General features: G+C 34.7%; 20 protein-coding genes. 5 read left to right on the top strand and 15 right to left on the bottom strand.

Translation table 11 applies throughout. From position 1 onward, the window contains the following. From A33S_RS0110665 to A33S_RS12345, 7 genes are all read right to left on the bottom strand, one after another. A partial coding sequence (locus tag A33S_RS0110665; RefSeq protein WP_017176856.1) for an ATP-binding cassette domain-containing protein occupies nucleotides 1-315 on the bottom strand: 315 nt, incomplete at its 3' end. Between the two features lie 14 nt (nucleotides 316-329). Beyond that, complete coding sequence (gene pmtB, locus A33S_RS0110660; RefSeq protein ID WP_268741338.1) at nucleotides 330-983, bottom strand: phenol-soluble modulin export ABC transporter permease subunit PmtB; 654 nt, start codon at nucleotides 981-983, stop codon at nucleotides 330-332. Nucleotides 984-990: 7 nt separating this feature from the next. Then, on the bottom strand, nucleotides 991-1,593 hold the full coding sequence (locus A33S_RS0110655; RefSeq protein WP_009385027.1) for a hypothetical protein: 603 nt from the start codon (nucleotides 1,591-1,593) through the stop codon (nucleotides 991-993). Continuing rightward, the gene (pmtA, locus tag A33S_RS0110650) at nucleotides 1,574-2,470 is read right to left on the bottom strand and encodes a phenol-soluble modulin export ABC transporter ATP-binding protein PmtA (protein ID WP_009385025.1); all 897 of its coding nucleotides are present in this window, start codon (nucleotides 2,468-2,470) and stop codon (nucleotides 1,574-1,576) included. The genes A33S_RS0110655 and pmtA overlap by 20 nt, the downstream gene beginning before the upstream one ends. Continuing rightward, nucleotides 2,467-2,847 (bottom strand): PSM export ABC transporter transcriptional regulator PmtR, encoded by a 381-nt coding sequence (gene pmtR / locus A33S_RS0110645; protein WP_009385023.1) that lies wholly within the window; start codon nucleotides 2,845-2,847, stop codon nucleotides 2,467-2,469. Before pmtR ends, pmtA begins: the two co-directional genes overlap by 4 nt. 212 nt (nucleotides 2,848-3,059) lie before the next feature. Continuing rightward, nucleotides 3,060-3,236, bottom strand: a complete 177-nt coding sequence (locus A33S_RS12445) for an SE1626 family protein (protein ID WP_009385021.1) — start codon at nucleotides 3,234-3,236, stop codon at nucleotides 3,060-3,062. Between the two features lie 173 nt (nucleotides 3,237-3,409). Then, nucleotides 3,410-3,505, bottom strand: a complete 96-nt coding sequence (locus A33S_RS12345; protein ID WP_009385019.1) for a Trp-rich small protein — start codon at nucleotides 3,503-3,505, stop codon at nucleotides 3,410-3,412. Between the two features lie 198 nt (nucleotides 3,506-3,703). Between A33S_RS12345 and A33S_RS0110630 the strand changes: the two genes are divergently transcribed. Beyond that, on the top strand, nucleotides 3,704-4,993 hold the full coding sequence (locus tag A33S_RS0110630) for an aminotransferase class I/II-fold pyridoxal phosphate-dependent enzyme (protein ID WP_009385018.1): 1,290 nt from the start codon (nucleotides 3,704-3,706) through the stop codon (nucleotides 4,991-4,993). 334 nt (nucleotides 4,994-5,327) lie between these two features. Here the strand turns inward: A33S_RS0110630 and A33S_RS0110625 are convergent, their stop codons facing one another. Further along, the gene (locus A33S_RS0110625; RefSeq protein WP_009385016.1) at nucleotides 5,328-5,795 is read right to left on the bottom strand and encodes a DinB family protein; all 468 of its coding nucleotides are present in this window, start codon (nucleotides 5,793-5,795) and stop codon (nucleotides 5,328-5,330) included. A gap of 58 nt (nucleotides 5,796-5,853) precedes the next feature. Here A33S_RS0110625 and A33S_RS0110620 point away from each other — a divergent pair, with 58 nt between their 5' ends. Beyond that, on the top strand, nucleotides 5,854-6,360 hold the full coding sequence (locus A33S_RS0110620) for a methylated-DNA--[protein]-cysteine S-methyltransferase (RefSeq protein ID WP_009385014.1): 507 nt from the start codon (nucleotides 5,854-5,856) through the stop codon (nucleotides 6,358-6,360). A gap of 129 nt (nucleotides 6,361-6,489) precedes the next feature. On the opposite strand, the gene A33S_RS12340 is transcribed toward A33S_RS0110620, so the two are convergent. After that, entirely contained in the window at nucleotides 6,490-6,603 is a 114-nt protein-coding gene (locus tag A33S_RS12340) for a type I toxin-antitoxin system Fst family toxin (RefSeq protein WP_274515707.1), read from the bottom strand. A gap of 94 nt (nucleotides 6,604-6,697) precedes the next feature. Between A33S_RS12340 and A33S_RS12335 the strand changes: the two genes are divergently transcribed. Continuing rightward, entirely contained in the window at nucleotides 6,698-6,871 is a 174-nt protein-coding gene (locus A33S_RS12335) for a hypothetical protein (protein ID WP_156093042.1), read from the top strand. Between the two features lie 463 nt (nucleotides 6,872-7,334). Here the strand turns inward: A33S_RS12335 and A33S_RS0110610 are convergent, their stop codons facing one another. The 3 genes from A33S_RS0110610 to groES form a co-directional block, all read right to left on the bottom strand. Further along, complete coding sequence (locus A33S_RS0110610; RefSeq protein ID WP_009385010.1) at nucleotides 7,335-8,561, bottom strand: Fic family protein; 1,227 nt, start codon at nucleotides 8,559-8,561, stop codon at nucleotides 7,335-7,337. 481 nt (nucleotides 8,562-9,042) lie between these two features. Further along, the gene (gene groL / locus A33S_RS0110605) at nucleotides 9,043-10,665 is read right to left on the bottom strand and encodes a chaperonin GroEL (protein WP_009384241.1); all 1,623 of its coding nucleotides are present in this window, start codon (nucleotides 10,663-10,665) and stop codon (nucleotides 9,043-9,045) included. Nucleotides 10,666-10,713: 48 nt separating this feature from the next. Beyond that, complete coding sequence (gene groES, locus A33S_RS0110600) at nucleotides 10,714-10,998, bottom strand: co-chaperone GroES (protein ID WP_009384243.1); 285 nt, start codon at nucleotides 10,996-10,998, stop codon at nucleotides 10,714-10,716. 178 nt (nucleotides 10,999-11,176) lie between these two features. Here groES and mroQ point away from each other — a divergent pair, with 178 nt between their 5' ends. Beyond that, nucleotides 11,177-11,923, top strand: a complete 747-nt coding sequence (gene mroQ / locus A33S_RS0110595; RefSeq protein WP_009384245.1) for an intramembrane glutamic endopeptidase MroQ — start codon at nucleotides 11,177-11,179, stop codon at nucleotides 11,921-11,923. 176 nt (nucleotides 11,924-12,099) lie between these two features. After that, the gene (locus A33S_RS0110590; protein ID WP_017176855.1) at nucleotides 12,100-12,879 is read left to right on the top strand and encodes a carbon-nitrogen family hydrolase; all 780 of its coding nucleotides are present in this window, start codon (nucleotides 12,100-12,102) and stop codon (nucleotides 12,877-12,879) included. 397 nt (nucleotides 12,880-13,276) lie between these two features. Here the strand turns inward: A33S_RS0110590 and A33S_RS12680 are convergent, their stop codons facing one another. Genes A33S_RS12680 through A33S_RS12670 form a run of 3 tightly spaced genes read right to left on the bottom strand, consistent with a single transcriptional unit; the run spans nucleotide 13,277 to nucleotide 13,623 of the window. Beyond that, the gene (locus A33S_RS12680) at nucleotides 13,277-13,354 is read right to left on the bottom strand and encodes a delta-lysin family phenol-soluble modulin (RefSeq protein WP_142382114.1); all 78 of its coding nucleotides are present in this window, start codon (nucleotides 13,352-13,354) and stop codon (nucleotides 13,277-13,279) included. 56 nt (nucleotides 13,355-13,410) lie between these two features. Next, nucleotides 13,411-13,488 carry a delta-lysin family phenol-soluble modulin gene (locus A33S_RS12675; RefSeq protein ID WP_009384249.1) on the bottom strand — a complete coding sequence of 26 codons (78 nt, stop codon included), beginning with the start codon at nucleotides 13,486-13,488 and terminating at the stop codon, nucleotides 13,411-13,413. A gap of 57 nt (nucleotides 13,489-13,545) precedes the next feature. After that, the gene (locus A33S_RS12670; protein ID WP_100223791.1) at nucleotides 13,546-13,623 is read right to left on the bottom strand and encodes a delta-lysin family phenol-soluble modulin; all 78 of its coding nucleotides are present in this window, start codon (nucleotides 13,621-13,623) and stop codon (nucleotides 13,546-13,548) included. Between the last annotated feature and the right edge of the window lie 132 nt (nucleotides 13,624-13,755).

Raw genomic sequence — 13,755 nt, 5'->3', positions numbered from 1 at the left:
TTCTATAATACGATTGGTATAGTCCTTATCAAAGCCTTTTCCTAGAACTTTACTAAAGAATTTCAAATTATACATGCCTGATTTATTCGCATAAAGCTTAGGATGTTCGATTAAGTAACCGATATTTTCATCATCACTTGTTATAACGTCACCTTGATAATTGATAATATTTCCGTTCATTACTTTCATTAACGTTGTCTTACCGACACCGTTCTTACCGATTAAACCGACGATACGGCTGTCATCGAATTTATAATCAATCTGGTCTAAAACAGTGTTTTGATTATATGTCTTACTAACTTGTTTTAACTCCATTGAATGCCCTCCTATTATTTTGTCCTTACGATTTGAACGACGTACGTGATGACCATCGCGATAATGCTTAATATAAACGCACTCCATAGCACGGTTGGTATATGAATGAAATGCCAATTTAACATTCTTTCACATATGAAAAGCACAATTAGTGCCACGAGTGGCAAGATGAAATTCACGATAATGATAAACAAGATATATGGTATTGATAGTGTCTTTTCCTCACCAAACTTATTAAACACAAAGATTAAGGTAACCATATTTGAAAAGATAAACATCATAGGTCCATCGACTTTCACTTGATTAACGGTTACGAATGAAAGGTTGACGTTATAGTTGTTGTATAACATCAGTACGACGGCTGCATATAATATCAAAATGATTGTGGTTAAAAAGTTAGCATTGATTAAATCTCTTCGACTTACAGGTAAACTTTGGTAGAAGGTTAAAGCGCCTCTTTTACCAAGGTTGCTTAAAGTAACAAAGCTTTGACCTGAATGAAGTAATGCGATGAGTACTAAGAGGCCGCTAATTATCATTTTTATGATGAAAGTGCTTTTAAAAAATAAATAATAAATAGGAAAGAATAACAACAGCATGGTGTATAGTAGTAACGACCATTTGCGTAATTCGAAATTCCTATATAACAATGCCTTCAATAAGGTCACCTCCGCTTCAATGTCGTTTGATAAAATGATTCGCGAATAGGTAAGAGCCGATGAATAGTACGGTCGTTACCGCAAAGAACGCGTATCCGAAATAGTCAAAGTACGGCATTCGGAATGTCAAATTGCTCATAGGTGCGATATGGAAGAAGAGTACCACATAGGCAATGATAAAATAAATGATTGAACTTATAAGTTTGTGCCAATGTTGTTCAAAACATATCGGGGCCAACATGATATTCGTTAGGAATGTTAGCCCTATGATGACAAGTAAAATTTCAAGTGTGTAAACAGTCTTTATCATAGGTAGTGATATGAGATATAGTACGATTTGAATGAGCGCGATATATAGCGAATATAAATACGTACTATTGATAAAAGCTGCATCAGTTAATGGTAAACTTCGGTATGTGATATGCATGTTATTATGGTGAATGCGTTTCTTGATAAAGATAAATGACGTACTTAAACATCCAATAAAGGTTAACATTACTAGGCTTAAGAAACCGCGAACACTATCTAGAAACTGAGCAAGCACCAGCCCTATTAGTAATGCCAATGCATAGTACTTAATAATATCGAGCTTCAAGTTTCTAAGAAAGAGTGCTTTCATAACGCTCACCCTCAATCGACGTATCCTTGTCCTTTTCAAAATGAACCATAATGTCTTCAATCGACGCATCATCAATCACTACTTTAGGTCCAAACAATTCTTTAAAGACTGCGCTGTCTTTCGTTAACGCTTCGTAGCCTGTGTGATTAACAGTCTTGTGAATCAAGAGTTGATCAAGTTCGGCATCTAAATCCTTATCATCACCGCGAACGATCTTGTACGTATTTAAGAGGTCATCTTTAGATGTTTCAAATTGAATCTGACCTTGCTTTAAATACACAATGTAGTCCGCTATGCGTTCTAAGTCTGAAATGATATGCGTTGAGAAAAAGACTGTCTTATCCTCGTTAATCAGCTCCTCTTGAATAATCGATAAGACTTCAGAACGAACGACCGGGTCAAGTCCTGCAGTAGGTTCATCTAATACAAAGAGTTCTGCTTCATGGCTAAAAGCAATGGTAATGGATAGTTTCATCTTCATACCCGTTGAGAAATTTTTAATCTTTTCATTATGAGGTAACTTGAAATAATTAAGGTAATGTTCAAACGTGTTTTCATTCCAATTTCGGTAAAACTTCGATAGCATGCGTGACACTTTCTTAACATGCCAATTGTCGTTTAAGTAAAGCTCCGAGTATACAAAGCCAATTTTATTCTTTATCTCAACAGGATCTGCTTTCATTCCCTTACCAAATAAATGAATCGTACCTGACTTAGGTCTAAGTAAGTCCATCAGCAGGCGAATTGTCGTTGTCTTACCAGACCCATTTGCGCCAATAAACCCCGTCACATAGCCTTTAGGAATCGAGAAATTCAAGTTTTCAAGTTCAAACGCTTTCCGCTGGTAACTCACATCTTTAAATTCAACTACATTCATTCATCTTCCTCCTCGTATATGAGGGCAATAATGTCTTGCAATTCCTCAAGCGACATATCGATTGTCTTAGCTTCCTTCGTTATTTGCTTCGACAACGATTCAATCACCATAAATTGTTTTTCCCTTAAGATAGCCGTATCTTGACCTTTCACAAAGGTGCCCTTTCCTCTGATTGTTGTCACAAAACCATCTTGCTCTAAATCTTCATAAGCACGTTTCGTCGTGATGACGCTAACACTTAAATCTTTAGCGAGTTCCCGCATGGAAGGTAAATGTTCTCCATGATATAACTTCCCTTTAAGGATTTGCGTCTTAATCTGCCGCTTAATTTGTTCATATATCGGCTGATCACTACTACTATTCAACAATATCTTCATGGCTGTCCTCCTTCGCTTGTGTATATACATAATATATACAATATATACAGATTTGTAAACCCCTCTTTTTTGAAAAGTCCTTTAATTACCTTTTTTTAAGTACTTTAGATTTCGTAAGTGTATATAAACAGTATATACACATAAATAAAGCGCTCAAACAATTTCGATTGTCTAAGCGCATTTTCATAAAAATGATCATGAATGAAGATGATTTATTTATTTCGTTTATTACGTTCATTATGTCGATTAATGAAAGCGCAAATAATAAATAAAATACTTGCGATTAAGATTTTTATGCCAGATCCCTCTTCGCCTACTGTTTGTAAAATGATGCCTACTATAAATAGTACAATAGCCAACGTTACAAATATCTTCGTTAAGTGTTTCATGCTTTCACCTCATATTTTTTTATCACTATAACGTTAACATATCATGCGGTATGAAGTATGGAACATTCTTAAGATTGCGGCTTATAATACAACGTGGTACAATTTAATTGTATCCACGGATTAATTACACTTCCCCATATCTGTTGCAGCAGATGTGGGGATTTTTCATGTAATTATTTCTTATTTTTCCAATTGATTTCTAACCAACAACGGAAAATAATGAGTAAGCCACCTGTAATTAAAGTCATTATAAAATTCTCCCACGGCATAATTACACCTCCATACGCTTTGTGATACTTATATGTTAAGTGGCCTGTTTGTATTCTAACACAAAAACTAGAACATATGTTCGTATATGTGTTCTTTTTTTGTAAATTATTTTTAAAATGGGTGACATGACTTTAAATTTTGGGCTTTTCAATATAAAATTAGTATTAAACGACTAAAAGAAAGAGGATGAACAATTAATGAATCCAATCGCATTAGAACTCAACGAAAAATTAAAAAAATCTTCTCCTAAATTATTGGACATGTTCTCTGACCTAGGTTCTAGTATGTATTATCCGAAGGGCATTCTTTCTCAATCTGCAGACGCTAAAGCGACTAAATATAACGCAACTATAGGCATGGCGACAAACGATAAAGGTATGATGTACGCGGATGACTTATACGACGTCTTCAACCACTTGCCAGAAAACCAAGTATTCCCTTACGCGCCGCCACAAGGATTAGAATCACTTCGCACTTTATGGTTAAATAAATTCCTTAAAGAAAATCCAGACTTAAACGAATCTCAAATTACGAAACCAATTGCTACTAATGCATTAACGCACGGACTATCTCTTGTTGGTGACTTATTTGTTGATCACCATGATATGGTCCTACTTCCAGAACACAACTGGGGTAACTATAATTTAATCTTCGGTGTTCGCCATAATGCGAATATGGAGACGTTTCCTATCTTTAACGAAGATGGTAGCTTTACTACAGAACACTTTTTAAACTGTGTTCAAAAGTTAGACGAATCGAAAGTTATTTTACTATTAAACTATCCAAACAACCCTACAGGTTACACACCTACTAAAGAACAAGTCGACGAACTTGTCGAAGGTGTTCGTATCCTAGCTGATAGAGGTACTTGTGTCATAACGGTCGTTGATGACGCATATTACGGATTATTCTACGAAGATGTATATAAGCAATCTATCTTCACAGCACTTACGCAACTTAATCACGAAAACGTATTACCAATTCGCTTAGATGGTGCGACGAAAGAATTCTTTGCTTGGGGCTTCCGAGTTGGATTTATAACATTTGGCTTAGAGAATCAAGATGCGAAAGACGTTATGGAAGCTAAAGTAAAAGGCCTAATCCGTAGTAATATCTCAAGTGGTCCGATGCCGTCTCAAGCTGCGATTACACACGTACTTGAAAACAATGAACAATTTGATAAGCAAATTGAAGCTAATGTTGAGACACTTAGAGAACGTTACGAAGTGACGAAAGAAGTCGTATATCGCGACGCATATAAAGAATTATGGCAGCCATATGACTTCAATTCAGGCTACTTCATGGCACTTCGTGTTCACGGCGTTAAACCTGAAACACTTCGTAATCACCTCATTGAAAAGTACAGCATTGGTATTATCGCTTTAAATAAGAAAGACATTCGAATCGCGTTCAGTTGCATTGAAAAAGATGATATCGAGTACGTGTTCGAAACTATCGCAAAAGCAATTAAAGAACTACAAGAATAGACTTTATATAAAGAAAGCTATAGGTGATACGACCTGAGTCGTATTACCTATAGCTTTTTTGTTTAAGTTGGCGGTTGGTAGTGTGTTGCGGCTACTATTAGCGTTGAAACTTGATGACAGTTTCGCCATCACGTTTCAAGTGTGTTGAGACTTGATTAGGGATCGCTAATCAAGTTTCAAGGGCTCTGAAACTTGATCACGGTTTCACCATCAAGTTTCAAACGCCTTGAGACTTGATGACAAATCATTCTTGATAAACCGTACGACCTTCCACCCTTAAATAAGGAAACGCGAGGTCCTTAACAAGCCTCGCGTCTCATATATCAACTCCGAATTATGCTTCTGCACGGATAATTCGAGCCATTTCTTCAATTTTACCTGTATGAAGTGGAATATGCATTGTATTTAGGATGAGTAAACCTCGAACCGTCTCTTGACCTACAATCGGTTCAGGTAATTCAGTCTCTAAATCTTCATCTGTAAGCGTATCTAATCTTTCAGGAATTGTACCTAGTAACTCTACAATTTCATTAACAGATGGAATTTCTTTGCCATCCCAATCTTCAGGCTTCGTGCCATTACCAAAGTTCTTATTATAAGCTTCAATATCTACTTTGTTTTTATCTACAAATGATAACGATAACTCAAATACCGTTAATATATGTCCGAGTTGCCAGTGGATGTTATTTGGAAAATGTTGATAATTTAATTCAGCAATTGGTTCCCATTCAAACTTTTCATATTTCTTAATTAAAAAATCCGTACTCATTTTTAATGAATCAAAAATATATTGCTTATTCATCTTATTTTCCCCCTATAAAAGTATATGATATTCTTTACTATGAAAGGAGAGCTTCCACATGTATTTTCGTCAAAACATTGAAACACCACTAGGCAAAATGATCGCCATAGCGGACCATCATTCAATCGTAGCTTTATACTTTGAAGACGCTACGTTTAAATTTGACTTCGTTCATAAATTAGCCCAATCTCATAGAATCGTTGATGAGGCTAATCCAATCATTGAAAAGACTAAACATCAAGTCAATGCATTCATTAACGGCGAACTTAGAACATTTACTATCCCTTTTTCAGTAGAGTTTGGCACGCCTTTTCAGCAAAAGGTTTGGCATACAGTTAAATCCATCCCTTATGGTTCCACTGTAACATACCAAGATATTGCAAATCGCATTCAAAAGGTTGATGCCTCTAAAGCAGTTATCACTGCAACCAACCAAAATCATCTACAAATATTAATTCCTAGTCATCGCGTGACAAATCTAGATGGAGATTTAAACACGTTTAATGGTGGTATAGATAAGCAAAGTGCTTTAATACAAATTGAACAAAATCCTAGTGAGGCCTAGCGGTAGAGAGACATTTGTACTATGTAACATTACATGTTATACTTTAGTTAACAAAGATGAGTAGTAAAAACCACCAATCCCCAACCTACGGCCATAGGTTGGGGATTTTTTTGGTGGGGTTATCGTCGCCTATTTATTGTCACGTTTTGATAACCAATGTTTAAATAACGCGACAACGCACCCTGAAATTATGGGTGCTATTAGTGAAACAAAGATGAATAGCAAAAAACCACCTCCTCTCATGCGGTATTATCGCCACATAGAGAGTATAGGCGACCTAATAAGTATATCATTTAAAGACTTTTTAACAAATACGATTAACCACGGAGGCGATTATATGCGTAAATTTTTTAATCCAATTATTTTATCTGTTATAACGTTACTAAATATCATTTGGTTTATTGTAATTATTTCTCTAAAGGATCTTTCTTTAAGGGAAAAGCTACTTATCATCGCACCAGCTTTCTTAGGTGGTACAGCCTACATCAAATCATATAAAGACTTTATGTAATACCATCCAAGCATTGAGGCTAATTAAGCCTTAATGCCTTTTTGTTTACTACTTTCCTAGTTGGTTTTAATGAAGCTAATAACGATACCATGTACTTAGTCAACAATTTTTATACTTCAATAAATCCTTATCATAGAATCTCCTAACTTCTCATTCTTTATTTAGCCCTAATCACGTAAATAATCATTAAAGTATGCCTAACTGTCTCATATATTTCTTAACTGTAAATGTTATTGCTTTAATGTGACAATTATTACCATACGAATACAGTTAGGAACTCAATAAGGACACCTAGGCAATTACCAAATATTTTATAAAAAAATATTTCCACAATACTCGTTTTCAAATACGATATTGTACTAAAATACCCCACCTTAATTGGTGGGGCGATTAATCTTACTTTCATACAAGTAGCTTAATGAAAACTACAACTGTTAAGGTCACTACTCCTTATACAGAGCTACTATTTTTGAGCAAGTAGTTCTTCTACAAACTTATCATCGATTTCATAAACAACTGGATTACTTTTTATCTTAATAAGCTTAGTATCATATTCCTTTATAACTTTGTTTATTTTATTTCTCGAAAAACCTGTAATTTCTTGAACACTTTTTAGGCTAATTCGAGCGTATTTGCTTCCAAATATTTTATCTTGCAATAGAACAAATAGAATACCGAAATCATAATTATCTTTTGATATTTTTTTTAATGCTAGGCCCAATTTATCGATAATGCGAATATTCTTTTCAAAACTTTCAATAATATTATTTTGTCCTATGATTAGTAAGTCTAGCATTTCTTTAATAAATGTAGTTAATTCACCTTTATTATAGTAATTAGATGCCTCTTCAAAAGCTTTATAGTATTTACTTTTATGGTTATTAACAGTATAAGAAAATGTAAGAGCGGTAAAACGATCTAAGCTATCATTCAACATTTTAGCTATCATACATCTTCCTACCCTGCCATTTCCATCGTAGAATGGGTGTAAGTATTCAAATATAAAATGACTGGCCATAATCTTAAATATCTGAGGCGCATCAAAATTTTTAACAAACTCCAACATTAGCGTTAAGTTTTCAAAAAGCTCAGGTTCAGAACATTCATTTCTGTGAATCCATTTGTTTTTAGATTCGTCATAAACCCCTATACCTTGTCTCCTAAACAAATCACCATCCGGTAAGTCTTTGTCTTTAATTTCACCTGAAACAATTGAATCAAAAATTTTTCTTATGTCTGAAATAGAGTTAATCCCAATATTATAATCTTCAATCATTAGATATTGGTTAACTAGCCCATCAAATCTTTTATGATACCCTTTTGTATTATTAATAGATTCTGCTATTTCTTCTTTAGTACTTTTAATATTTTCTATTTCATTCGTGCTTTGTAATTCATTAATAAGCAAGTGATTTATATATGAATGATTAGCTACTTCTGGCAACATAGATGACAATAGCTTAATTTTTTTTGTATTAGTCAAAACACTTTCTAAATTTGAAGCTAGTTCTTTATTTAATACAAAGAACAATGGATAACAAGTTTCAGACTTTTGTTTCCCGTCTTGAATTGGATGAATATGTATGTTCATTAAATAAGAGGCAAAGCTATCTCTTCTCGTTTCGTATTCTAATTCAAACTTTTTCCAATCATACATATGAAATAATATTTTTAAAGGCTTATATTCCATTCAATCACACCTTTATTAGGCATATTTTGTAAATATGACTTTTATCTTTTTGATTATAACTAATTTTTTTTAATAAAATAAAGGATTTTCAAGTTCAATATCTATATAGGTGGTTAAATATACGAGTTATACATCATTAATACCTCTAAGCTTTTCAAGCGTATCATTAGTGAAAAGGCCAAAAATATATTTTACAGCTTAAGCGAATGACGCGATAACATATCAATAGACTGTCATAATTCATCGAAATCATCTTCCAATAATGATTCGAGAATCTCAGGCTTGCTTATCAAAGAGACACAGGAACGACTGCCCCATAAGGAAATTTAAACAGCTAAACTTAAACAAACGTTGCATAAAGTTATAAAAAGACGCCTCCCACTTCAAAACATGGAAAGCGTCTCAACACCATAATATTTGATATATTTTTATTTATATTCGACCAAAAGTAACCACTTAAATTCAGTGCTTACGGCCTATCTTACATCATACCTGGCATGCCGCCCATTGATGGACCTTCATTACCACCGTTCTCTTCTGGTAAGTTAGCTACAACCGCTTCAGTTGTTAAGAACATTGCAGCCACGCTTGCCGCATGTTGTAAAGCAGAACGTGTAACTTTAGTTGGGTCTACAATACCTGCTTCTAACATGTTAACCCATTCGTCAGTAGCAGCGTTATAACCTACACCGAGTTCAGCATTTTTCAGACGTTCTACAATGATAGAACCTTCTAAGCCAGCATTTTCAGCGATTTGACGCACTGGTGCTTGAAGGGCTTTTAACACGATATTAATACCTGTTTCAATGTCGCCATCAGCTTCAATTTCGCTAACTTTCTTGTAGATATTTAATAATGCAGTTCCACCACCTGCTACAATACCTTCTTCAACTGCAGCACGTGTTGAGTTTAATGCATCTTCAATACGTAATTTACGTTCTTTTAATTCAGTTTCTGATGCAGCACCAACTTTAATAACTGCTACACCGCCAGCTAATTTAGCTAAGCGTTCTTGAAGTTTTTCACGATCGAAGTCTGAATCTGTTTCTTCGATTTGTGCTTTTAATTGATTAACACGTGCATCGATGTTTGTGATATCGCCATCACCATCTACAACAGTCGTGTTATCTTTCGTAACTTCAACTTTATTAGCTGAACCTAACATATCGATTGAAGCATCTTTTAATTCTAAACCTAACTCATCTGTAATTACTTGAGCACCTGTAAGAATAGCTAAGTCTTCTAACATAGCTTTACGACGATCACCGAAACCAGGTGCTTTAACCGCTACTGCAGTGAATGTGCCGCGCATACGGTTTAATACTAAGTTTGTTAATGCATCGCCTTCAACTTCATCCGCAACGATTAAAATTGGACGGTTAGATTGAACAACTTGTTCAAGTAACGGTAGAATGTCTTGGAATGAAGAGATTTTCTTATTTGTAATTAAGATATATGGTCTTTCAAGCTCCGCTACCATCTTGTCAGAGTCAGTAACCATGTATGGTGATTGGTAACCACGATCAAATTGCATACCTTCAACAACTTCTAATTCTGTATTGAAACCATTAGATTCTTCTATCGAAATAACACCGTCGTTACCAACTTTTTCCATAGCTTCAGAAATGTAGCGACCTACTTCTTCGTCGTTCGCTGAAATTGAACCAACTTGTGCAATTTCTTCTTTATTTTCAACTTTTTGAGAAATTTCGTGTAACGCTTCAATCGCTACGGCTACAGCTTTATCGATACCTTGACGCAGACCAACTGGATTTGCACCACTTGTTACGTTTTTTAAACCTTCTTGAATCATTGCTTGTGCAAGTACTGTCGCAGTTGTAGTACCGTCACCAGCGATTTCATTTGTTTTATTCGCAACTTCTTGAACAAGTTTAGCACCCATATTTTCATAAGGGTCTTCTAATTCAATTTCTTTAGCAATTGTTACACCATCGTTCGTGATTAATGGTGCTGTATATGTTTTATCTAATACAACGTTGCGCCCTTTTGGACCAATTGTTACTTTAACTGCGTTTGCAAGTTTATCAACACCACGTAGCATTGCTTGTCTTGCATCTTCTGAGAATTTAAGTTCTTTCGCCATGAATCATGACCTCCTAAAATTTCGTATTACGATGTATATCAGTCTATTTTATTCGATTACTGCAAGTACTTCTTCTTCTGATAAGACAAGATATTTCTCGTCTCCTTGCTTAATTTCAGTGCCAGCATATTGTTGATAGACAACATGATCACCAACACTTACTTCAGGTTTAACACGCTCACCATTGTCTAATAAACGTCCTGGTCCTACAGCGACGATTTCACCTTCATTGGTCTTCTCTTTAGCAGTATCAGTTAACACAATACCACTTTTAGTTGTTTGCTCTTGTTCTTTCTTTTGAATAATCACTCGATTTGCTAATGGTTTAAGCATGATGTTTCCTCCTTCAGGTTCACATAATTTAGCACTTTCAAGTTATGAGTGCTAATATAATTTTATAATAATCAAAATTGGTCAACAATTCAAGTCATACGATTCGACAGAAACTTTGTTAAATGAATCTTTCTACGATAAAATGAAAACGTTAACCAAAATCTTATGGAGGTCTTTTATGAGAAGAGGCATCGTGGCACTACTCACTGTCGCAATATATTTATGCGCGCAATTTATACCAGGCTTATTAGTCGGTTCAGGTCTATTTGGAGATATGAATAAGATGGAACTGTCTAAATTAGCTATCTTTATGCAACTAGGCTTATTTGTGATTTCTATCCTAGCTGTTATTTTCTTACATAAAATGGTGAAGAACAGATTACCACTTGAAACTGAGGCATCAAGGTTAAAGCCAGCCTACATCGTGCTTGTAATCGTGCTTGGTTTCATCACCGTAATCTTTTTCCAAATTATCGCAAGTTTAATCAATACATTCGTATTCCAAATTGAACCTTCAAACCAGAATACACAAAAACTTATGGAAGTAGCGAAACAAATTCCATTATTCATCTTCTTAATTGCGGTTATTGGCCCAATATTCGAAGAATATGTATTTAGAAAGGTCATCTTTGGCGAATTGTACAGCCGAATGAAAGCACCTAGAATCGTTAAAATCATAATTGCTACAATTATAAGTTCTGTCATATTCGCAATTGCACATCAAGATTTACCTAACTTCTTAAATTACTTCGGCATGGGTGTAATTTTCTCATTATTATACGCGTACACAAGACGCTTAATCATTCCTATCGCCGTACACATTTTAATGAACTCAATCGTCGTTCTGATTCAACTGAACATGCCAGAAAGCCTTAAACAAGAGGCTATGGAGAAGACGTCATTCATTATAAATTTCTTATTTTAATATGATAACGAGACTGAGATGCACACATGAGTGTGATGCATGTCAGTCTTTTTTATGTCTCATCATTTCGGTACCTTATCGAAAGGCCTTTTCCATTATGAAAAGCCCTATCCCAATGCCAACACTTTGAAAGTTGAGATGTAATTTTATACAGTAAGCTTAAGAGGTGAACATATATGAAGGTACAATTATTTCAATTTAAAATAGAAGCAGCACAATTTGAACTTAACAAAGAGAAAATTAAAGATTTATTTGAGTCGAAACTAGATGCTCAAACAGAAGTCGTGGTGCTACCTGAAATGTGGAATAACGGTTACGCACTTGAGGCGTTAGACGAACTCGCAGATGAAAACTTACAAGAGAGTAAAGCGTTTATTGCGCAACTTGCGCAAATGCATAACGTAACTATTGTAGCAGGATCAGTAGCCAATAAGGTTGACGGACATATTTACAACACGAGTTTCACCGTTAATTCAGATGGCGAGATATTAAATCAATATGACAAAATTCATCTCGTACCAATGCTTGATGAACCAAAATTCTTAACGGGCGGTACAAAGATGCCTCAAACCTTTCAACTTAAAGAAGACGTGCGCGCATCACAAATTGTTTGCTATGACTTAAGATTTCCTGAACTCAATCGTTCCGTCGCGCAACATGCAGCGATTACATTCTACGTCGCTCAATGGCCACTAGCCCGTATCGACCATTGGATTAAGTTACTTCAAGCACGCGCAATTGAAAATAATATGTACGTTGTAGGTTGTAATGCATGCGGTGAAGCATTAGGTACGACGTATGGCGGTAATTCTTGTATCATCAATCCAAATGGAGATATCGTGAAATCACTAGATACAAACGAAGGTCATATTGTCGAGACACTTAACCTATCTGAAGTCGAACGTCAGCGCCAACAAATCCCAGTATTAGACAATCTTCGAAACGACCTCTATTAGCATAAAAAAAATAAACCCGAGCTTGGGAGGGACTCGGGTTTTTATTATTAAGGGAATGTTTATTTACAGTTATTACTCTATCTATTTTGGGGATGTTTTATTTAATTATGAAAAAATTTAGTGAATTTACCGATTGTTTAATGATAAATTGAATGATGCTTACGATAGCTTTTATAACTACTTGCTAAACTTTACGGCATTAGCTTCCAAATGATACATATCAAATATTATCATAGGGTAACCCTATGCTTTTAAAAGGATGAATTATTTTTTGAATTTTTTAACCATGTCTGCGATGAAACGACCTAATTCGATTAAAGCTTTGAAGATATCGCCTGCCATTATAAGTGCCTCCCTTCTCAATTGAGATAAATTAAGATTAGATATTCAAGACTAATTATTTTTTGTATTTTTCAACTGTGTCGATGATCCATTTGATTAAACCGTTGATTGTGTTCATGATATCGCCTGCCATTATGAGTCACTCCTTTCATGTGTTTATTTAGGAAAAATTAAATCTTTAAGCTTCAATTATTTTTTATATTTTTCTACTGTGTCAGCGATCCATTTGATTAAATCGTTGATTGTACCGATGATATCTCCTGCCATGATAAGTCACTCCTTTCTCAATTGAGATGAATCTTAAAAATTAATTTAAAAGACTAATTATTTTTTATATTTTTCAACTGTTTCAGCGATCCATTTGATTAAGTCTGTGATTGTACCCATGATATCTCCAGCCATGTTAATTCACTCCTTTTATATTTGTTGTTGAAATTAAGAACATTCTAAAATACCTTCAAAATAATAATGACTTATTATTTTTGAGTGTATTTGTCGATAGTTTCACCTAACCATTTGAAAAAGTCCATGATA

The sequence above is a fragment of the Staphylococcus massiliensis CCUG 55927 genome, assembly GCF_000298075.1.
Taxonomy (GTDB): Bacteria; Bacillota; Bacilli; order Staphylococcales; family Staphylococcaceae; genus Staphylococcus; species Staphylococcus massiliensis.
The sequence above is the reverse complement of the archived record's forward strand: the minus strand, read 5'-3'. Positions and strand labels throughout refer to the sequence as shown.